Source organism: Bacteroidota bacterium, assembly GCA_030017895.1.
Lineage (GTDB): Bacteria > Bacteroidota > Ignavibacteria > UBA10030 > BY39 > JASEGV01.
The window spans coordinates 12,157-33,085 of the sequence record JASEGV010000033.1 but is presented as its reverse complement, the minus strand read 5'-3'; the positions used below and the strand labels follow the sequence as shown (position 1 = coordinate 33,085).

Annotated in this window: 14 protein-coding genes; 2 read left to right on the top strand and 12 right to left on the bottom strand. The window is 38.0% G+C overall.

The features are described 5' to 3' along the window. Nucleotides 1-106: 106 nt before the first annotated feature. From QME58_07920 to lon, 8 genes are all read right to left on the bottom strand, one after another. The gene (locus QME58_07920) at nucleotides 107-1,927 is read right to left on the bottom strand and encodes a phosphoenolpyruvate carboxykinase (GTP) (protein ID MDI6803758.1); all 1,821 of its coding nucleotides are present in this window, start codon (nucleotides 1,925-1,927) and stop codon (nucleotides 107-109) included. Between the two features lie 195 nt (nucleotides 1,928-2,122). Then, nucleotides 2,123-2,845 carry a DUF2461 domain-containing protein gene (locus tag QME58_07915; GenBank protein MDI6803757.1) on the bottom strand — a complete coding sequence of 241 codons (723 nt, stop codon included), beginning with the start codon at nucleotides 2,843-2,845 and terminating at the stop codon, nucleotides 2,123-2,125. After that, nucleotides 2,842-3,780, bottom strand: a complete 939-nt coding sequence (gene murQ, locus QME58_07910) for an N-acetylmuramic acid 6-phosphate etherase (GenBank protein MDI6803756.1) — start codon at nucleotides 3,778-3,780, stop codon at nucleotides 2,842-2,844. Before murQ ends, QME58_07915 begins: the two co-directional genes overlap by 4 nt. Nucleotides 3,781-3,785: 5 nt before the next feature. After that, nucleotides 3,786-4,502: a 16S rRNA (guanine(527)-N(7))-methyltransferase RsmG gene (gene rsmG / locus QME58_07905; protein MDI6803755.1), complete on the bottom strand. Its 717-nt coding sequence runs from the start codon at nucleotides 4,500-4,502 to the stop codon at nucleotides 3,786-3,788. An 18-nt stretch (nucleotides 4,503-4,520) separates the two neighbouring features. Continuing rightward, nucleotides 4,521-6,431 (bottom strand): tRNA uridine-5-carboxymethylaminomethyl(34) synthesis enzyme MnmG, encoded by a 1,911-nt coding sequence (mnmG, locus tag QME58_07900; GenBank protein ID MDI6803754.1) that lies wholly within the window; start codon nucleotides 6,429-6,431, stop codon nucleotides 4,521-4,523. Between the two features lie 24 nt (nucleotides 6,432-6,455). Beyond that, nucleotides 6,456-7,853, bottom strand: coding sequence for a tRNA uridine-5-carboxymethylaminomethyl(34) synthesis GTPase MnmE (gene mnmE, locus QME58_07895; protein MDI6803753.1), 1,398 nt, complete (start codon nucleotides 7,851-7,853; stop codon nucleotides 6,456-6,458). A gap of 190 nt (nucleotides 7,854-8,043) precedes the next feature. Next, a complete protein-coding gene (dnaX, locus tag QME58_07890; GenBank protein ID MDI6803752.1) occupies nucleotides 8,044-9,741 on the bottom strand; it encodes a DNA polymerase III subunit gamma/tau in 1,698 nt (565 codons plus the stop codon). An 83-nt stretch (nucleotides 9,742-9,824) separates the two neighbouring features. Beyond that, nucleotides 9,825-12,209: an endopeptidase La gene (gene lon / locus QME58_07885; protein ID MDI6803751.1), complete on the bottom strand. Its 2,385-nt coding sequence runs from the start codon at nucleotides 12,207-12,209 to the stop codon at nucleotides 9,825-9,827. Between the two features lie 104 nt (nucleotides 12,210-12,313). On the opposite strand from lon, the gene QME58_07880 reads away from it, so the two are divergent. Both QME58_07880 and QME58_07875 read left to right on the top strand, forming a co-directional pair. Next, on the top strand, nucleotides 12,314-14,170 hold the full coding sequence (locus tag QME58_07880) for a tetratricopeptide repeat protein (protein MDI6803750.1): 1,857 nt from the start codon (nucleotides 12,314-12,316) through the stop codon (nucleotides 14,168-14,170). Between the two features lie 185 nt (nucleotides 14,171-14,355). Further along, a complete protein-coding gene (locus QME58_07875; protein ID MDI6803749.1) occupies nucleotides 14,356-15,546 on the top strand; it encodes an asparagine synthetase B in 1,191 nt (396 codons plus the stop codon). On the opposite strand, the gene larC is transcribed toward QME58_07875, so the two are convergent. From larC to yidC, 4 genes are all read right to left on the bottom strand, one after another. Beyond that, the gene (gene larC / locus QME58_07870) at nucleotides 15,521-16,702 is read right to left on the bottom strand and encodes a nickel pincer cofactor biosynthesis protein LarC (protein MDI6803748.1); all 1,182 of its coding nucleotides are present in this window, start codon (nucleotides 16,700-16,702) and stop codon (nucleotides 15,521-15,523) included. The genes QME58_07875 and larC overlap by 26 nt on opposite strands. A 3-nt stretch (nucleotides 16,703-16,705) precedes the next feature. Continuing rightward, nucleotides 16,706-17,992, bottom strand: a complete 1,287-nt coding sequence (locus QME58_07865; GenBank protein MDI6803747.1) for a glycosyltransferase N-terminal domain-containing protein — start codon at nucleotides 17,990-17,992, stop codon at nucleotides 16,706-16,708. Next, nucleotides 17,989-19,041, bottom strand: a complete 1,053-nt coding sequence (gene waaF / locus QME58_07860) for a lipopolysaccharide heptosyltransferase II (GenBank protein MDI6803746.1) — start codon at nucleotides 19,039-19,041, stop codon at nucleotides 17,989-17,991. Before waaF ends, QME58_07865 begins: the two co-directional genes overlap by 4 nt. 96 nt (nucleotides 19,042-19,137) lie before the next feature. Next, nucleotides 19,138-20,928, bottom strand: a complete 1,791-nt coding sequence (gene yidC / locus QME58_07855; GenBank protein MDI6803745.1) for a membrane protein insertase YidC — start codon at nucleotides 20,926-20,928, stop codon at nucleotides 19,138-19,140. Nucleotide 20,929: the final 1 nt, after the last annotated feature.

The following is a 20,929-nucleotide window of genomic DNA, read 5'->3' as shown; positions in this document are numbered from 1 at the left end:
TCTTAAATATACAAAAAAAAGTATTCAATAAGTCAATTTTTGGAACCGCCCTTAACAAAAAGCACACAGTTCTCAGATGCATTGAAGAACGTGTGTGCTTTGAATTTTACATCTTATTGAATCTATCTCTCATTAATTGGAGTTCGTCTTTTAATTCTGTTGGTAAGCGGTCTCCGAATTGGTTATAAAATTCAAGTATCCCATCTGCTTCTTTTATGCCATCTTCTTTTTCGATTCGGAAAAGTTCTTTGATAGTATCTTCAGTAATATTCATTCCATCAAAATCCATACTACCGGTTTTGGGGATACTACCAAGTGGCGAGTCGGTAAAATTATCTTTTCCATCTACTCGTTCAAAAATCCATTTAATAACTCGTATGTTATCGCCGTAGCCGGGCCAAATAAATTTTCCGTTTGAATCTTTCCGAAACCAATTTGCAATGAAAAATTTCGGGAGTTTGTCGGGGGATGATTTCTTCCCCATTTCAAGCCAGTGATTAAAATAGTCAGCCATATTGTAACCGCAGAAAGGAAGCATTGCAAACGGATCACGTCGCACTTGTCCAACAGCTCCGATTGCAGCGGTAGTAGTTTCGGATGCAACAGCCGAACCAACAAAAACACCATGTTGCCAGTTTAATGCTTCATAAACAAGAGGAACTGTTTTGGCTCGTCTTCCACCAAAAATTAATGCAGATATTGGAACTCCTTTCGGATTTTCCCAATCAGGATCAATAACAGGGCATTGTTTTGCTGGTGTAGTAAACCTCGCGTTAGGATGAGAAGCAGGATTGGGCGATTCAGGAGTCCAATCTTTTCCTTGCCAATCGGTTAATCGTTTTGGTTTTACTTCTGTTAAACCTTCCCACCAAACGTCGCCATCAGGTGTTAAGCCAACATTTGTAAAGATAGAATTTTCTTTGCAAGTAAGCAATGCGTTTTTGTTAGTGAGCATCGAAGTCCCCGGTGCAACACCAAAAAATCCGGCTTCGGGATTCACAGCATACAAACGTCCGTCGGCACCGAATTTCATCCACGCAATGTCATCGCCAACACACTCGATTTTCCAACCGGGTAACGCTGAAGTTAGCATAGCTAAATTTGTTTTACCGCTGGCGCTTGGGAAAGCGGCTGCGAAATATTTTTTCACACCTTCAGGCGATGTTACGCCTACAATCAACATGTGTTCGGCGAGCCAGCCCTCTTCTTTACCCATCGCAGAAGCGATACGAAGCGCGAAGCATTTTTTACCAAGAAGTGCATTGCCGCCGTATCCACTACCGAAAGACCAGATGCTTCTCTCTTCCGGGAAATGAACTATATACTTCGTGCTGTTGCAGGGCCAAGATACATCGGCTTGACCATCGGCAAGCGGGAATCCGACTGAATGTAAACAGGGAACAAAATCGCCATTGCCTAAAACTTTAAGTACTTCAGTTCCCATGCGAGTCATAATTTTCATATTACACACTACATAAGGCGAGTCGGTGAGCTGTACACCGATGTGAGAAATGTTAGAGCCAAGCGGACCCATACTGAAAGGAATTACATACATAGTTCTTCCTTTCATGCTTCCGGTAAAAAGTTTTATAAGATTTACTTTCATTTCTGCAGGGTCGTGCCAGTTGTTGTTTGGTCCGGCATCTTCCCGGTTGTTAGAACAGATATATGTCCGATCTTCTACACGAGCGACATCGATAGGATCGGATTTTGCGTAATAACTGTTTGGACGTAATTTCTCGTTTAGTTTTTGAAAAGTTCCATTTTTAACTAAAAGCTCAGCTATCTTGTCGTATTCAGCTTCTGAACCATTACACCAGTAGATTGAGGACGGTTGGCACATACGTGCCATATCATCTACCCAAGATAAAAGTTTTTTGTTTTGTGTCATTGCTCTCTCCTGTTTTTTAAGAACGAATTGATTAATTAAAATTAATTGCCGTTAAAAAATCTAACCTGCCTGCCAAAATACTTAGGACGGCGGTAAAATTCCCCCGGCAATTGTTTTCGATAAGTCGTAAACTCGCGTGGCGAATCATAAGGCATCTTGAATAAAAATTTTCAATGAGCGTTCCCACTTAAAACCTTGATGCGTTCAAATTACAAAATAAAAGTGAGATAGTCAATTACTAAACTTTTGTATTGCTTCGTTGATAAACCTTACTAACGGCATCATTATTTCAAAAATATTTGCCACTTTTGACGGGAATGTTTTCTTGTAACTTTCCTCTGTCTTCATAGTGTGAGAGATGAAAAATTGTTTCATCTTCAGCCACTCCGCCATGTCATCGTCGGGGGGAAATCCTTGCGGAACTCGCTTTAGCTTTTCCCCTTCTATAGTTTTAAAAAGCGACTTGAATTTTTCCGATTCGATAATAGATAAAAACTTGTTGGGGTGGTTAGCAATCGTATTTCTAATTTTTTTCAGATCGTCGCTTGAGGGCACATACATTCCGCCGCCGAGGTAAACTTCGTCAGGCTCAATGTGAAGATATAGACCGGCGCTGTCTTTCCAATTTTTTGACGGTTGAAATATCGCTGCAATGTGAGTTTTATAAGGCGCCTTGTTTTTACTGAAGCGTGTATCGCGATAAATCCGAAAGAGCGAACGTTTCGGGTCAACAACGAAATCAGCTGCAAATTTATGTAGCAAAGGTTTCAACTCAAGTATTAAAGATTGCATCGGAAGCTTAACGTCAACCTCGAAATCTTGCTTATGTGAATTGAACCAATCGCGGTTATTATTTTTCTTTAGCTTTTTTAAGAAACCAAGCCCCTCCTTAGTAAAACCATCGAAAGGTGGATAATCTTGTATATTTTCAGTTAATGGATTTTTTAATATCATTTGAGTGCAGGTCTTAAAAATCCGTTTACATTCTTCAGTTTTTTCTGAGCTTCAGCTTTGTTGGTGTTTTTCAGAATCATCACGATAGCTGTCTTTACATGTCCACCTGATTTTTTTAAAGCTTCTTCAGCCCTTTCATAATCGACCTCTGTGATATTCATAATAACACGTTTTGCTCGCTCTTCAAGTTTGCGGCTATTAAGTTTGAGGTCAACCATCAGGTTTCCATAAACCTTACCTAACCGTATCATTGACGCAGTAGTTAACATATTCAAAACCATTTTCTGAGCGGTTCCTGATTTCATTCTCGTAGATCCTGCAATAATTTCCGGTCCAACATCCGGGCAAATTGCTACATCTATTGAATTTTGAATTGTGTCAAAACTTTTATTGAGTAGTACTGAACGGGAGTTAGTTGTAACAAGAATTGTTTTACAGCCGATTTGTTTTGCATAAGCAAGTGCCGCAGATACGAAGGGAGTTCTGAGACTTGCCGCAATTCCACAAACGACATCGCTGCTGTTGAGTCGGAGCTTGCGAAGATTTTTAATCGATTCTACTTCGCGATCTTCAACTCCTTCTTGTGATCGGAAAACTGTTTTGTTCCCACCGGCAATAATTGCTTGCACTAACTTCGGATCGGTACCAAATGTCGGCGGCATCTCAGCGGCGTCAATTACTGCAAGTCGACCACTTGTTCCAGCGCCAACATAAAAGAGACGTCCCCCTGACTTTATCGCTTTGACAATAACGTCGACAGCTTTAGCGAGATGTTTTAATTCAGATTTAACCGCAGTCGATACTTTTGCATCTTCTTTGTTTATAATTTTCAGTATGTCAAAAGTAGATAACGCATCGATATTTTTTGAAGCGTTGTTCACTTTTTCAGTGGTTAGTAGTTCTAATTGTTCGAATAATTTTTTGTTTATGTTCATAATTTTTAGAATTGAATTAACACAATTTTTTTATCTTGAAGTAGGTTGATTTCAATACCCTCCATCGATACATCGCAAATAAATACTGATGCGCAAACATTAGCCAATTTTAAGGTTTGTATTTCCGCCTCAATTTGCCCTCCTTTAAAAGCTATAAATATAGGAGATTTCGCATTATATTTTTTATTTTTAATATTTGATACCAATTCAAAATTACTGGACCGGTTCATTAGAGGTTTTACCCATTTTACGAGATCGATTAAAGGAGCAACCCCGCGCGAAACAACGATATCGTATTTGTTGTAAAATTGGACACCCAAGTTTTCAGTTCGACTACAAACCACTGAGGCGTTATCTAATTTGAGTGCTTTAACAAATTCACTTACAGCTTCAACTTTTTTTCTAATAGAATCCACTAAATCTATTTTAATATTAGGTAATGCAATTTTCAATGGAATACCTGGAAATCCACCACCAGTTCCTAAATCGAGAATTTTAGGTGAATTGTTAAATGTAAAATACTTACAAAGAGAGAGAGAATGTAATATATGGTTTTCCCATACAAATTCGGTATCTTTTCGAGAAATTAAATTAACAAATTTATTTTTTTCTAATAGCAACTGGACGAAGTGGATAAGAGAGTCCAATTGGCCATTCTCTAAATTCAGGCCATTTTGCAATAAAATATTTTTTAGCCAGATTTTTTTATCTAAAATTTCCATACTTGTTTCACGTGAAACCTATCTGTGTAAATATACTAATAATGCTGAAATATCCGAATGTGTAACACCTGGAATTCGAGCGGCTTGACCTATTGAACTCGGTTTAATCCTATTCATTTTCTCACGACCCTCGGAAGAAATTGCAATTAGATGACTATAATCAAACTTCGGAGAAATACACAAGTTTTCCAAGTTTTCGAATTTAGCAATTTGTACACGCTGCCGATTTATGTAGCCCTCGTATTTTATTTCAATATCTATTTGTTCAAAGATTTCATTCTTCAACCGCGGCTGCACTAGTAATATCGATTGAATCAAGCTATTATCATATATTTCCTCAAAGTTCAGAAAATCTGACATACTTGTATTTGTTCTTTTTAACAATTGAAAAAGAGTTTCCTTCTGATCAATCGGGCTTTCACCCTTTGAAAGCAAGTATTCATTAACTTTTATAGAATATAATGAAAATGATTTAGTAAATGAAATCAATTCGTTTATGAATTTTTCCTTTAATGTAAGTTGAGAATATGTGGCTTCGGGAATGAGTCCAAATTGGTACCCATATTTCATTAACCTACGGTCTGCATTATCTTGGCGCAACAGCAACCGGTATTCAGCCCTTGATGTAAACATACGATACGGTTCATCTGTACCAATATTTATCAAATCATCAATCAAAACACCAATATACGCCTCCGATCGTTTCAATATGAACGGTTCGTTGTGCAAAAGCTTGAGCGCAGCGTTGATACCTGCCATCAATCCTTGGGCAGCTGCTTCCTCGTAACCAGAAGTGCCATTAATTTGGCCCGCAAAATAAAGTCCTGATATTGCTTTCGTTTCTAATGTGAGCTTTAATTGGTCTGTTGGGAAGAAATCGTATTCTACAGCATAACCTGGACGAATTAATTTAACTTTTTCTAAGCCATGAATCGTCCGCAATGCCGCTTCTTGAATAGCGGCAGGTAAACTAGTCGAAAATCCGTTTACATATACAATATTTGTGTTATACCCTTCAGGTTCTAAAAATATTTGATGCCTTTCTTTTTCCTCAAATCGATATATTTTATCTTCGATTGATGGGCAATATCGAGGCCCTCGACCTTTGATCAAACCTGTAAAAAGTGGTGATTCAGCAAAACCTGTCCTTAGTATTTCATGTGTTTTCTGATTCGAGTAAGTCAAATACATAGGTACAAGTTCGTTAGTAATTGTATCGGTTTGATAAGAAAATGGAAAAGGAGGGATATCGCTTATTTGCTCTTCAACCCTAGAAAGATCGATACTATTGAAATCAATTCTCGGTGGCGTTCCTGTTTTAAGTCGGGCTGATTTGAATCCTAAATTTTCTAGATTTGAGGTAAGATTATTAGCCGCAGGCTCACCGTATCTTCCGCCGACGATTGTATTCATGCCTGTAAACATCAAACCTCTTAAAAATGTGCCGGTTGCTACTATGACTGCTTTTGATGAAATGATTTTTCCGCTCAGAGTTTTTATCCGATCAACAATTTTTAAATTATTATCGTTTGAATGATGGGCAATAATTTCTTCTACTGTATCTTCTAGAACATCAAGATTGGATGCTTGTAAAATTCTTTTTTGAGCTTCTAAGGCATATAAAATTCTATCAGATTGGCATCGTGGCGACCAAACGGCGTGACCTTTAGAGGTATTAAGCATACGGAAATGGATTCCTGTAAAATCTGCAAGTTTTCCCATTTCACCGCCTAATGCGTCAATTTCACGAACTAAATGTCCTTTTGCAGTTCCTCCAATAGCAGGGTTGCAGGATTGCTCTCCAATTTTTGAAAACTCCATAGTTACCATTAAAGTAGAGAAACCCATTCGCGAAGTAGCTAATGCTGCTTCGATACCTGCGTGCCCACCACCAATAACTACAACATCATATTGATCTTTATTATCCATACATACGTTTCACGTGAAACAAAATTACTTTCCTATACAAAATTTTGAGAATATATTGTTTAAAATATCCTCGGACGTTACCTTTCCGATTATTTGTCCTAAAGCATCGATAGATGTTTTAAGATCAAGAGCTATAAATTCACCGCTTAGGCCTTTCGATGTACTATCCAATGCAAGAATTAAGCTTTCTCGTGATTTTACCAAAACTTCCTTGTGCCATTCGTTCGTTATATAAATACTTCCTTCTGGCTGCGTTTGTTTATTTAAAACTGACGTTTGAAAAATAATCTCTTTCAGCTCTTCTATTCCATCACCTCTCAATGCAGATATTCTAACTTTTGCTAACAAACCGAGTTTGCTAATAATATCATCAAAATATTGAGTGGTATTATTAATTAAGTCAATTTTGTTAAATACTATTACGAGAGCTTTTCCTTTTGAATGAATATCGTTCATTATTCGGATATCTTCACTTGGAACAATATCATTTATATCGATTACGAACAATACGATATCCGATTGGTCAATTTTCTCATAAGCCCGCCGAACGCCTTCAATTTCTATTGTATCTGTTGTTAATCTAATACCCGCCGTATCAACCAGTTTAAATAACGCACCATTAATTATAAAATTTTCTTCGATGATATCACGCGTTGTGCCGGGAATTGGTGTAACTATCGCACGATTTTCTTCTAATAATCGGTTTAATAAACTTGATTTGCCGGAATTAGGTTTCCCTGCGATGATTACTTTTACACCTTCGCGGCAAACTTTACCATATTCGAATGAGTTTATTAAAAGATTCAGCTCGTCAATAATGAAGCATATTTTTTTCGCCGTATTTTTTGAATTAGTAAATATAATGTTTTCTTCAACAAAATCAAGTTCTAATTCGACTAAACTTATCAAATTGGTTAATTTATCAAGGATGCTACGAATTTTTTTTGATAAATTTCCCTCTAACTGCAAAATCGAAGCCTTGTGGGCAATTTCGGATTTAGCTTTAATAAGATCAGCAATCGCTTCAGCTTGTATTAAATCAATTTTACCATTTAAATAGGCTCGTTTTGTAAATTCGCCCGGTTCAGCAAGGCGAGCGCCGTTAGAAATAATTTCTTGTAATATCCGGTTCGTTACGTACCAACCGCCGTGACAGTTAAATTCAACCATATCTTCGGCGGTGTATGAATTGGGTTCTTTGAAAACCGCAGCTAAAACCTCGTCGATCATCAGATTCTCTGATGTTTTTAAAGTTCCATAGTGTAACGTATGAGTTTTAGCTTCAGATAGTTTTGTTTTACCTTGAAAAATTTTATCAGCTAATTGATTCGATCCTTTACCGCTGATTCTAACAATTGATATCGCCCCCTCACCTATAGGTGTTGAAATTGCCGCAATTATATCTTCTTCATATACTTTCATAAATTGACAGTAAAATTTAAGAAAAAATTGGACGGTAATCAATAGAAAACTTTGGATTCTGAAAACCATCTCGTTGCATCGGATGGAACAAGAACCGCATGAATCAATGTATTGTAGAAAGGTTTTGGGTTAATTCTCGAGGGATAATAAGGACACGAATTATTTGTGCCCATCGGGGGGTTACATCAAATCAATAATTTTCGTTTGAGTTACATTCGACAGCCCCGAGTTGATTTTTTAACGCTTCAACAATCGGATGCTGGTTTTCTTTTGTTGTAGTATTGTTGGAAAAATGGTCTGCCAGATTTACAGATAGCTTGGAATCAACTATTGCTTCAAGTCGCACTTTAGTTCCGTAAATTTGTTGCGCCAAATCTGTAATATATTCACGGTTTTTTTTTAACATCTCGAGGTGGGATTCGTTGGGACAAGAAATTTTTATCGAGCCGTTCGAGCAATCAATTATTCTTGATGAACTTAAAATAGTTTTTAGGAAAACACGATTTTGCCCGGCTTCGTTTACGATAACTCCCCATTTGGCAACAGCTTCATCTATTGAAATCGATTTTGAAGGCGAAAATGATTGAGCAACAGAACTTGTCTGTGATGGAAAATTTTTCTCTCCAAATCCGTAACCTCCTAAGTTCATCAGCGATGTTCTTGTAGGAGGGATAGTAACTGATTTTTGTGCTGTAGCAAACGAAGGTGGCGATGCCATTACTTTTCCTTCTACTTTAATACCGCTATCTATCTTTTTTTTTAACTCTTCAATTTGATTTAAAAGTTTACCTATTTCGACTGAATTATCCATTTTTATCATTTGAATCAGTGCAACTTCTAATTTAAATCGGGGTTGCTGCACCCACTTGATACTCGTCTCGGTATCGCTCACAATTTTAACTAATCTGAGTATATCGCTCTCCGAAAAATGTTTGGCATCTTCAATGGAACGTTTCTTATAAACTTCGGATACTTCCAACATCTGAGCGGATTCTGTAGTGAGAACGATCAACAAATTACGAAAGTGTTCATTTAAACCGGCTAAGAACTCTTTTATGTCGTAACCTTGTTTTAATATTTCTTCGACTAATTCAACTCCGCCTTTTGTATCTTTATTTTTTATTAAATCGGTTGTGCGGAAAAACAATTCTTGATCAACCAATCCTAATGCTTCAATAATTTTCTTTGTAGATATTTCATTACCGCAGAAGGAAACAACCTGGTCGAATATGCTTTGAGCATCGCGCATCGAACCGTCGCCTTTTTTAGCTATGATTAAAAGCGCATCATCATCAATCAAAATATTATCAGCGTGTGCAATTGTCCGAAGGTGCTTCATAATTTCTTCAATGGCAATTCGCTTGAAATCGAAACGTTGACACCGCGAAAGAATTGTAGCCGGAACTTTGTGCACTTCGGTCGTAGCAAAAATAAAAATTACGTGTGGTGGAGGCTCTTCCAAAGTTTTCAGCAGTGCATTGAACGCTTCTTTGGTTAGCATATGAACTTCGTCAATTACATATACTTTGTATTTATTTTTAGTTGGAACGTATTTAACAGACTCGCGGAGGTTACGGATTTCTTCTATGCCGCGGTTCGATGCGCCGTCGATCTCGAACACGTCCATACTTCTACCTTCTGTAACCTCATTGCAAATTTCGCACTCATTATCAGGATTGAAGTCTTTCGGACTTTTACAGTTGATTGCTTTAGCAAGTATGCGCGCTGTAGTAGTTTTTCCAACGCCACGTGGGCCGCTGAACAGATATGCGTGCGATAATCTGTTCAGCGAAATGGCATTTCTCAATGTGGTTGAAATGTGCGATTGTCCGATTACATCCTCAAAAACTAACGGACGCCATTTCCGAGCTGTTACAAGATAATTCATTCTTCGGGTTTATAATTTAATTTAATATATATAACTTTTTAAACAATAACAGCTTCTAAAAACATTTTTTTGAATTTAGTAATTTACTTGGATTGCTTAGCGACTCCGAACACATGAGGCAAAGCTTCTTCAATTTTTTTAACAGGAATTACTTTAATTCCTTTTTTAACTTTTTCAGGAATTTCGGCTAAATCTTTTTCGTTTTCTGCAGGAATTAAAACCGTGGTAATTCCGCTGCGTTGGGCTGCGAGAATTTTTTCTGTTAAACCACCGATTCCGAGTACGTTCCCACGTAGAGTAATTTCGCCTGTCATAGCTACATCGCTTCGAGCAGGACGGTTCGATGCTGCCGAAACAATAGCCATCGCCATTGTAAGTCCAGCCGAAGGTCCGTCTTTCGGAATCGCTCCTTCGGGTAAATGAATATGAATTTCTCTGTTTTTGTAGAACTCTTCATTCACACCCATTAACTTTGTGTTCGAGCGAATATACGAAAGAGCTGCTTGTGCCGATTCCCTCATTACTTCACCAAGTTTTCCTGTAAGAGTTAATTTTTCGGAACCGGGCATTATCGTAGTATCAACATTCAAAATTTCACCGCCAACACTTGTCCACGCCAACCCTATAACCGATCCGACTTTCCGCTCGGTTGAAGTTTTTCTTTGGCGGAAGTGTGGCACACCTAAATACTCTTCTACTTTCTGTTCATCTATTTTAATCGATGGCGTTTTTTTTATATCTGTCGATGGTTCTTTTTGCAGTGCAATAACTATTTCTTTAGCCGTTTTCCGCATAATCGAGGCGATTTCACGCTCAACATTACGCACACCCGCTTCACGGGTATATTCGCGTATCACTTTTACGATAGCTTTTTCTGTAAACCTCACATTTTTTTCTGTCAATCCATGTTCTTTTAATTGTTTAGGAAGCAGATGACGCTTAACAATTTCGCGTTTATCATAATCCAAATAACCGAGTAGCTCTATAATCTCCATCCTATCCTGCAACGGAAGAGGAATATTATACCGAACATTTGCCGTAGTTATAAACATTACTTTCGATAAATCGTAATCGATATCTAAATAATGATCATTGAAAGTTGTGTTTTGCTCGGGATCGAGTACCTCAAGTAAAGCAGCCGACGGGTCGCCGCGGAAATCCATACTCATTTTATCAACTTCATCCATTAAAATTACAGGATTTACCACACCGGAACGGCGAAGTGATTGTATAATTTTTCCGGGCATTGAACCGATATAAGTTCTTCTGTGTCCGCGGATTTCAGCTTCATCGCGAACTCCGCCTAACGAAAGACGCACAAACTTTCTGCCTAATGCACGGGCTATTGATTTACCAAGCGAAGTTTTTCCAACTCCCGGAGGTCCGACAAAGCATAAAATTTGTCCTCTCATTTCTTTCACGAGATTCAGAACTGCTATATGTTCTAGAATTCTATCCTTAGGTTTTTCTAATCCATAATGGTCGTCGTCTAAAATTTGTTGTACATGCTTTACATCCAAATTATCTTCTGTCTTTTTGTACCATGGTACGTTCACCATCCAATCAAGATAATTCCGAATAACTGTCGATTCCGGCGATTGGGGAGGGGTTTTACGCAATTTTTGGTATTCCTCCATCGCTTTTTCCAAAATTTCTTTAGGCATCTTAACTTCTTCGATCTGGTCTTTCAATTTCAGCATTTCAGGCGACATCTCTTCATCGCCCAACTCATCCTGTAAAATCCGTATCTGTTCCTGTATAAAAAATTTCCGCTGAGTTTTCTGAATATTATCGTGAACCTTTGTATCAATATCTCTGCCGATCTTTAAAATATCAATTTCAGAATTTAACAACCGAATTAATTCGAATGATAAATCTTTGATATTAAACTGTTGAAGAATTTTTTGTTTTGTTTCCACTGCTTGTGTAATATTCGACGCAACGAAATAAATTTTACGGAACGGGTCTTTAATATTTTCGTAAGCTATTAAAATTTCGCTCGGAAGATTCCTGTTGAGGTGGATGTATTCGGTGAACAAACTTGAAATATGCCGGACGAAGGCATCTATTTCGGGAGAGCTTTCGTATTTCGGTGATATTAGCTTAATGCGTGCCTCAAGAAATTCGTCGTTGGAAACAAACTGCTCGATAACAGCTTGCGAAATTCCATCCACTAAAATTTTCAACAAGCCATTCGGAAGTTTTAATATTTGAACTATCTTTGCAACTGTTCCTTCGCGGTAAATATCATTCTCTCCCGGTTCTTCGATTACAGGACTTTTTTGTGCGGTCAGAAAAATGTATTTATTCCGTTCGTTTGCATTTTGAGCGGCTTTAAGCGACGATTCGCGCCCTACAAGTACCGGAAAAATAGTAAACGGAAATATTACCACATCCCTCAAAGGCAGCACGGGAAGCTGCTTCGGGATTGTATCTGAATCGTATATATCTATATCTTCTGGTTTCATTATCTTCTTCCTATTTTGAATTGCTGTAGCACGATGATTAATCGCTGCAAAAATATACAAAGAAAAGGGAAAGATTACAAAACTTTTATTATATTAATCATAGTATGAAAAAATTATTATTATTAATTCTGATATTCTTATCTGTCGGTGGAATTCACGCTCAGGTCCGAAACCTTGATAACAAATTCCGTATGGCGCAAATTTATGAAAGCTCCGGCGATTGGGATAATGCTGTAAAAATTTATGAAGAATTGTATGCTGCCGACTCGTTGAATGTTGTTTTCTTTGATGCATTGATGCGCGGATACGATCAACTGAAAAGATATTCCGATGCAATTAAAATCATAAATACACATTTAAAATTCCGTCCGAAAGATGTTGGTTTACTATCGCAGCTTGGTAAAACCTACCTCCGTGCAAACGACAAGGATAAAGCTTTGAATGCCTGGATGTCGGCGCTTGACGTGGATTACAGAAACATCAATTCGTATTACATTGTTGCAAACGCAATGGTGGAAAGCAGGATGATCGATAATGCAATTAAGGTTTACGAGAAAGGTAGATCGGTTTTAAACGATAAATTTTTATTTGCCGGTGATATCGGTTACCTGTATTCAATTTCTATGAATTATGAAGAGGCGACCCGACAATATATGCTGCTTCTTAAGCAAAATCCTGGACAATTGGGTTTCATTCAATCGCGTATTTCTATTTACACCGGAAAACCCGACGGGCTGAATTCTGCCACCTCAGTTGTTGAGACAGCGTACAAAACGGATACAGATAACACTCAATTGATACAGTTATTGGCTTGGTTATATATGGAAGGAAAGAAATATGATAGAGCATTCTCGATTTTTAAAAATCTTGACGAAAAAACCAAAGCCGGCGGACGTGAGATTTTTAACTTTGCCGAACGCGCCTTCCGCGATAAAGCTTTTTCAACCGCCGCTCTTGCATACCAAGAATTGATTATTAATTATCCGAAGTCTATTAACATTCCCGCATCCGAGTTCGGTTATGCGAGAACTCTCGAAGAGTCTGCTGCTGAAGATGACACCTTAAAACTTTTTGGCGACTTGAAACCTTTCGCAACTAAATCTTCTGGTCTTAATCCATCATATCAATTAGCTATAGCTGCTTTCAACAAAGTTATTACCAACCATCCGAACAATGAATTTGCCGCGAGGTCGTGGTATCGAATTGCATCCATCAATTATTATACTTTATTCGATCTGACAAAAGCTGCCGATGCCTTAAATCGTATAGAAAAAAATTTCAGCAATTTTATTCCTGTTCTTTTCGATGCTGCCTATTTAAGCGGTCAGGTTTTTATAGCGCAAGGTGAACTTGAAAAAGCGGCTGAAAAATTTCGATGGCTTGCTGAGACGCGGTTTGCTCAATCCGACCTCCGAGAAAAGGCAAATTTTGCTATCGCCGAAACCGATTTCTTGCGGGGTAATTTCAAAGATGCACAGCAAAAGTTGCAAAATCTGTTAGCAAGCCCCAATTCCGATATCGCAAACGATGCAATCGGTCTTCAAGTATTAATACAAGAAAATTTAAACAATGAGAACCTGCTGAAAGATTTTTCGAAAGGAATTTTATTAAAACATCAAAGGCAGTTCAGTAAAGCTGCCGAAGTGTTGGAGGTGTTAGCAGCCAAGCAACCTGAGGCCGATATTGTTGAAAACACATTAGTAGTTTTAGGTGATGTTTATACGATGATGCAGCAATACGAGAAAGCCGTATTTACTTACGAACGAATAATGAAAGATTTTCCCGATAATGTATTCGCTGATAAATCGCAGTTGAAAACAGCAGCAGTTTATCAATGGGGATTAAAAAATTCAGTTAAAGCAATTGAAGCGTATCAAATGTTGTTGGAAAAATATCCGGGTTCTGTGTATGTCAACGAAGCAAGAAGAAGAATAAGAGAAATTAGGGGAGATGTCCTTTGAAAAATAAAAATCATATACCGAATCCATCTCAGGCAAACAAATATCGAACGACCAAGTTCATTTCGCGTCTTCTACTCTATGCTCATCGCTCATCGCTCACAGCTCCTCGCTTATTACTCATAGCTCTCTGCTCCTTGCTATTTGCTCTCAGTTCGCCACTCTTTGCTCAGAAAATACTCATTCCGATGGATTTAAGGCAATCTGAACACTTGAAGGCATACGGTATCGCTTACTGGTCGCTAACAAAAGGAATCGAAGTGGATTGGCTTTTAAATTACCGAGGTGGTTCGTTTATGATCGACAATCATCAGCTTGTGGCGTCGGAGTGCCTTGTTCGTGGAGTTAATTTTGAAAAGATTAGCGCTGCTGCGGCTTCACAAATTTATGCTGAAGTTTTAGATGAAAATAACAATCAGGATGTGGTGCGGCTTGAAAAGGCCCCCAAAGTTGCTGTATATGTTCCACCAAATGTGTTACCGTGGGACGATGCTGTTGTGCTTGCAATGGAATACGCCGAAATTCCATACGATAAAGTTTGGGACGAGGAGGTGTTACAAGGAAAGCTGCTTGAATACGATTGGCTACATTTGCACCACGAAGATTTTACAGGACAATATGGAAAATTTTATTCTTCCTTCTCTACCGCCCCTTGGTACATCGAGCAACAAATACTTTATGAAAAGAAAGCAAAGGAGTTAGGTTATAGGAAAGTTTCGGAATTAAAAAAAGCTGTTGCACGAACTATTAAAGAATATATTGCCTCGGGCGGTTTTTTGTTTGCTATGTGCTCGGCAACCGATGCGTTCGATATCGCTTTAGCCGCCGAGAACACCGACATATGTGATGTTATGTACGACGGCGATCCGCCTGATGCTAATTTCCAAAAGATGTTGGATTATTCGAAGTGTTTGGCTTTCGAAAATTTTACAGTCGAACGCAACCCTATGCGATACGAATATTCGGATATTGATATACCACCAAGTGATATGGCTGGATTTGTAAATCAAGAAACCGATTATTTCACCTTGTTCGAATTTTCGGCAAAATACGATCCCGTTCCTACTATGCTTACTCAGAATCATGCGAACATAATCAAGGGTTTTATGGGGCAGACTACAAATTTTAAAAAGAGTTTGATTAAAAAAACTACAACCATACTTGCTGAAAAAGAGGGGACCGAAGAGGTTCGATATATTCATGGCAATTATGGGCGCGGAACTTTTACCTGGTATGGTGGACACGACCCTGAAGATTTTCAGCATGCTGTAGGCGATCCACCTACAGATTTACATCTGCATAAAAACTCACCAGGTTACCGGTTAATCCTGAACAATATACTTTTCCCGGCGGCTAAAAAGAAGCAGCAGAAGACGTAATAAATTCTTTTTCCAAAATTTTATAAACTTCGATTAAAGGAATTCCTTTTTCTTCTGCTATTCGTTTGCACTCTTCAAATTCAGGTGTTAGACGTTGAATGTTGCCGTGAGTTATTAGCTTTGCCTGAACTTCGCCTAATGTTGTTGTAACTTTAATCGCCTTCCGCTCGACCTTCTGTCGTTCTATGTGATGTATTCTCATGCCAAGTGTGGAAGTCTGTGAAAAAAATATTTGTGTAATTTTTTCGAGTTTGTTTCTTTCAACCAACACCGATAATAAAATTCCGGGTCTCCCTTTTTTCATTATGATTGGAATCAGATATGTGTCGTGAGCGCCGGCTGAAAGCAGCTTCTCGATTACATAAGGATATATTTCAGGATTCATATCGTCGATATTGGTTTCCAGCACGACAAGTGATTCATCGGCTTTTGTAGTTTCGAGTTCGGCAACAATTAAACGGAGGAGATTAGGAATTTCCAAATCTTTGCTGCCCGAACCATAACCGATACTTTTCATTTCAAAATTTTCAATCGAAAGAACACCCGACGACAATGCCTTTACTATCGCAGCGCCCGTTGGAGTAGTCAGCTCGAAAGGAATGTTTGTTAATACGGTGGGATAATTTTTAAGAATTTCAATAGTAGCCGGTGTCGGGATGGGCATTGTTCCGTGTTCGGTGTTTACAAATCCGCCACTGCCAAGTTTTATAGGAGAAGTGTAAACTTTTTCGATCTGTAAAAGTTCTAAACAAATAGCTGTTCCGACAATATCAACTATCGCATCTAATGCACCAACTTCGTGGAAGTGAATTTTTTCGATGCTTGTTTTGTGAACAGTTGCCTCGCCGATTGCGAGTTCCTTGAAAATATTTTTTGCATTATGCTTTACTTTTTCAGATAACTCGCTTGAGTCGATAATTTGGTGGATGTCTTTTAAGTGCCGATGGTATTTAGGTTGGTTTGTAATTACAACATCTAATTTCACAGCCGATATTCCACTGCGGACAACTTCTTTCAATCGAAGCTCATAACCTTCTAATTTCAATTTTCCAAGTTCACGCTCGAGCGAATCTAAACTTACCCCGGCGGCAATAAAAGCCGCTAACGTCATGTCGCCGCTTATTCCTGCTATCGTATCAAGATATGCTATTCTCATAATTTAATTTAATAAAAGTTTTTCAAAATAGGTGATGAACTTATCGGTTGCACCTAAGTTCTTCTTTACAAACTCATTCGCTTTGGTTCCGGCTTGCAAACGGAATTCCTCGTGTAAAAAAAGATTCTTCAAAATTTCGAAAATCTCGGTTTCAGTATTACCTGAAAAACCGGCGCCTTCGTTCAATAGCAACACTGCTTCCGAAGAATTTGCATAATGAGGACCGAACACAACCGGAATCCCGTAAACCGCCGGCTCTAATACATTATGTATTTTCGATTTAAAACTCCCACCAACAAATGCTACATCGGCATATTGATATAACGCCATCAGAACTCCTATGCTATCTACCAAAATTATTTTTTCTCCGCTATAATCATTCAGATCTGAAAAACGAATATATGTAGTGTTGCCGTTTAGTTCGTTTTCGATACGTTCCAAATTCTGACTTGTCGGTTCGTGAGGAGCAATTACCATTAAAATGTTTGGAATTAAATTTTGAAGCTGATAGAACACCGGAAATAAAATTTCTTCATCAGCTTCCCAACTGCTTCCCACAACTAATATTTTTTTTCCTTCAGAAATGTGTGCTGGAATTAAATGTTTCTTTTTCGATTCGATACTTCGAAGCATAACCTGATCGAACCGTGTATCTCCCATTACATCAAATTTCGGATAATCGAGTTTGAACATTTTAAAAACATCCAAGTCGTTTTTGCCGACAGTCAATATGCAGTCGGCTGTATTGTATATAATCTGGTGAAAAGATTTTAACAAAGGATACCTTCTAATGGTATCACGGCTCATTGATGCGTTTGTAATCAACAGGGGAATACGATGTTTTTTCAATTCCCAAATATGATTGGGCCATAAATCGTAACGTATCATAATTGCGGCAGCAGGATTTACAAGGCGTATGAATTTTTTTGCATTCCAATAGCTATCGAAAGGTATGTATGTAATAGCATCTGCAAGTTTATATTTCTTCGATGGTTCATATCCGGAAGGTGAGAAAAATGAGACGATAATTTTATATTCGGGGTGTGAGATTTTTAATTTTGATATGATCGGTTTTGCTTGCTCGAATTCGCCCAATGACGATACGTGAAACCAAATCCTTTTTGAATCACCATTCAACTTGGCGAGTTGCGACTGCAAATTTGGAAATAAGTTTTTCCTGCCTGCAATTCCTACACGAAATTTTTGCTTGAACAAACCAACAGCCATAATTATCAGCCAGAGGAGAGGCAACACGATAGCATTATATATTATTAACCAGACGGTTTTCATTGAATATTTAAAATATGTTTTATTTCGGTGTAAACTTTTTCGGATGAAATATCTTGCATACATTTAAAGTGTTTTTTAGGACAGGTTTTGGAGCCGATGTGCGAACAGGGGCGGCAACTAAGCGTCTTGTCTTCAACGACGATATTTTCAGTACCATAAGGAAAAAAGCCGAATTCCCGCACTGTAGGCCCAAAAAGAGCTACAATCTTTTTCTTGCGCGCCGCTGCAATGTGCATCAGTCCGGTATCGTTAGTTATAACAACATTGCAATAATCGAAAGCTGCAGCATTTTCTAATAGCGATAACTCGCCCGCAAAATTTACCGCCGCTTGCTTACCGGTAATTTCATTTACTTGGTTTACTATACCATCAATTTCGTTTTTATCTTCAATCCCTCCGAAAGCAAGTACGAGAGCATCTTGTTCCGTTACCAATCGTGCGAGTAGCTCGATATATTTGCCGGCTTGCCATTTCTTTGTGTTGTGTTTTGCCGATGGAGCTACACCGACAATCAGCTTGATATTGCTCGAACGAACCTGTAACAATTTCTCTGCAATTTTATTCTGTTGATTATCGTGTATAAAAACCTCAAGTCCTTTTTTATCGTTTTCAACTCCAAGTTTTTTGGCTGTCTCGAGGTATCTTTCTGCAACGGGGATGTCTTTTTTATAAAGGTTCTGTTTAAAATTTATCAAGCAAAACCGGGCTGCTGTTCGTTTATCTACAATGTGAACACTTTTTGGTTTAATGAAGTAACGTATATAACGGCTGCGCAAACTGTTGTGAATATCAAGAACTATATCGTAATTTTCTTGTTTGAGTTGACGGGTAAGTTTTTTTAAACTATTGAATCCGCCTTGTATATCAAATTCAATAACTTTGCTGATGTGTGGATTGTATTTTACAAGATCGGAATAATCGTTCCGCACTAAAAAATCGATTTGCGAATTGGGAAATTTATTTCGCAAGCATCTGACAAGAGGCGATGATAGAAGTATGTCGCCTATCGAGCTTAATCGGATAATTAATATTTTTTCAGCGTATCTCATTTTTCAAAATGCGTAAAAAGCGAAAATACCGGATTGTAAAAATAATCCGATATTTTCTAACACTTATAAACTCGAAAGAAATATTATTGATACAAATTATTTCTTTAATTTTGGCATATTCTGAGAAAGCTTGCCAATCAGTCCGCCCCCTTTTTTCTTGGGTTCTACTTTTCGGAGCGGTTCATTTTTATGTTTTTTTGTTACGTATATTTGCTGAACAATTGAAAGCAAATTGAACATGAAATAATACAAGTTCAATCCGGATGGGAAGAAATTAAATAGTAGTGTAAGCATAATCGGCATTAACCAAACCATCATTTTTTGTCGTGGATCTTTGATGGTCATTTTTTGCTGAATAAACATAGTTATACCCATCGCAAGAGCAAGTCCGCTGACTTCTTGAATGCCTAACATCGGGATAACGAACGGAAGCGTAACTATTGTGTCGGGGATCGAAAGGTCGGTTATCCACCAGATAAAATTAGCCTGACGGAGTGCGATAGCAGAACTGAAGACTGTGAACAAAGCAAACAGTATTGGCATTTGTAAAAGAAGAGGCAAGCATCCACCCGCAGGATTGATGCCATACTCCTTGTAAAGCCGCATAATAGATTGATTCATTTTTTGAGGATCTTCTTTGTACTTGGTTCTGACTTCCTCAATCATTGGCTGGAGCGCCTGCATTCTTTGCATCGATTTCATGCTCGCCTTTGTGAGTGGGTGCAGCAGTAGTTTGATAATAATTGAGAAAATAATTATCACCAAACCATAATTAGGAATAAATGAATGTAAAAATTCCAGCAGCGGAATAATGAGATAAACAGAAATTGGACGAATCAGCCAAGCCAAACCTAAACTAAGTACCTCTTCCAGCGCGACATCGTATTCTTTAAGAATATTATAATCGAGAGGACCAAGAAATAATATGAACGACGCTAGCGAATCTCTTGTATCGTGGTAAGGCATTTTCATTGCAATACTGTAATCTTCCCTTAAGCCGTGGTTAGGCATTTTCCGGTGAGAGCCTTCCAAGTATGCGCCCGTGCTTTTCTGGTCTTTCGAGATAATAGCTACGGCAAAATATTTTGTTCGTGAGGCAACCCAATCTGTTTTACCGCTAATATTTGTTTTACTGACGTCTTCGGTAGTTGCATCCAATTCGGCTAACTCGCCCCCTGAGTAGGCAAACGCATAAGCGTTCCGCGATTCATCGGCGCTGTTGTGCTCAGCATAGCGAATACCATTTTCCCAAATAACCTGATATTCATAATTGGCTATTATCGGCTCCAAACGAATAAGTTTGTAATCAACTTCTACGGAATAAGAGTTATTCTTGAATGTTATATGTTTTTCAATTCTCCGATTGCCTTCGAGAGACAGGTTTAGTATTACTTTAAAAGTCGCATCGTTCTGAAGTACGATTTTATCCCAAGCTTTATAATTTGATGCAAAAAATAAATTTCGAGTATTTATTAATTTTCCATCGGACGAATTGAATAGTAAACTAAAATCGCCCCCTTTATCGAAATCAACCAATTGAACAGGATGTTTATCCCATGTTTTATATTTTTTAAGTTCCCATTTCCTAATCAATCCGCCTTTCGTTGTAATCTCGGCAGTATAGTTATCTGTTTCAATAATGATTACTTTTTCAACGCCGGTTTTGAAAGCAGAAAAATATTTACCGAACATACCGGCAGTATCGACAACAGGTTTTTCTTCGGGAAATGGAATGGCTTGGATTTTTTCAATATTCGATTTTTGTATTTGTTCGGTTGTATCGGCGGTAGTTTTTTTTATATCGGACGGTTTGGGAGTATTATAATACATCCACACAAGTAAAACTACTCCAATTAATACAAATCCTATTACACTGTTCCTGTCCATT

Coding starts and splice junctions, on each gene's coding strand:
- QME58_07915 (MDI6803757.1), bottom strand. CDS start 2,845: ATGATATTAAAAAATCCATTAACTGAAAATATACAAGATTATCCACCT.
- murQ (MDI6803756.1), bottom strand. CDS start 3,780: ATGAACATAAACAAAAAATTATTCGAACAATTAGAACTACTAACCACT.
- rsmG (MDI6803755.1), bottom strand. CDS start 4,502: ATGGAAATTTTAGATAAAAAAATCTGGCTAAAAAATATTTTATTGCAA.
- mnmG (MDI6803754.1), bottom strand. CDS start 6,431: ATGGATAATAAAGATCAATATGATGTTGTAGTTATTGGTGGTGGGCAC.
- mnmE (MDI6803753.1), bottom strand. CDS start 7,853: ATGAAAGTATATGAAGAAGATATAATTGCGGCAATTTCAACACCTATA.
- dnaX (MDI6803752.1), bottom strand. CDS start 9,741: ATGAATTATCTTGTAACAGCTCGGAAATGGCGTCCGTTAGTTTTTGAG.
- lon (MDI6803751.1), bottom strand. CDS start 12,209: ATGAAACCAGAAGATATAGATATATACGATTCAGATACAATCCCGAAG.
- QME58_07880 (MDI6803750.1), top strand. CDS start 12,314: ATGAAAAAATTATTATTATTAATTCTGATATTCTTATCTGTCGGTGGA.
- QME58_07875 (MDI6803749.1), top strand. CDS start 14,356: ATGGATTTAAGGCAATCTGAACACTTGAAGGCATACGGTATCGCTTAC.
- larC (MDI6803748.1), bottom strand. CDS start 16,702: ATGAGAATAGCATATCTTGATACGATAGCAGGAATAAGCGGCGACATG.
- QME58_07865 (MDI6803747.1), bottom strand. CDS start 17,992: ATGAAAACCGTCTGGTTAATAATATATAATGCTATCGTGTTGCCTCTC.
- waaF (MDI6803746.1), bottom strand. CDS start 19,041: ATGAGATACGCTGAAAAAATATTAATTATCCGATTAAGCTCGATAGGC.
- yidC (MDI6803745.1), bottom strand. CDS start 20,928: ATGGACAGGAACAGTGTAATAGGATTTGTATTAATTGGAGTAGTTTTA.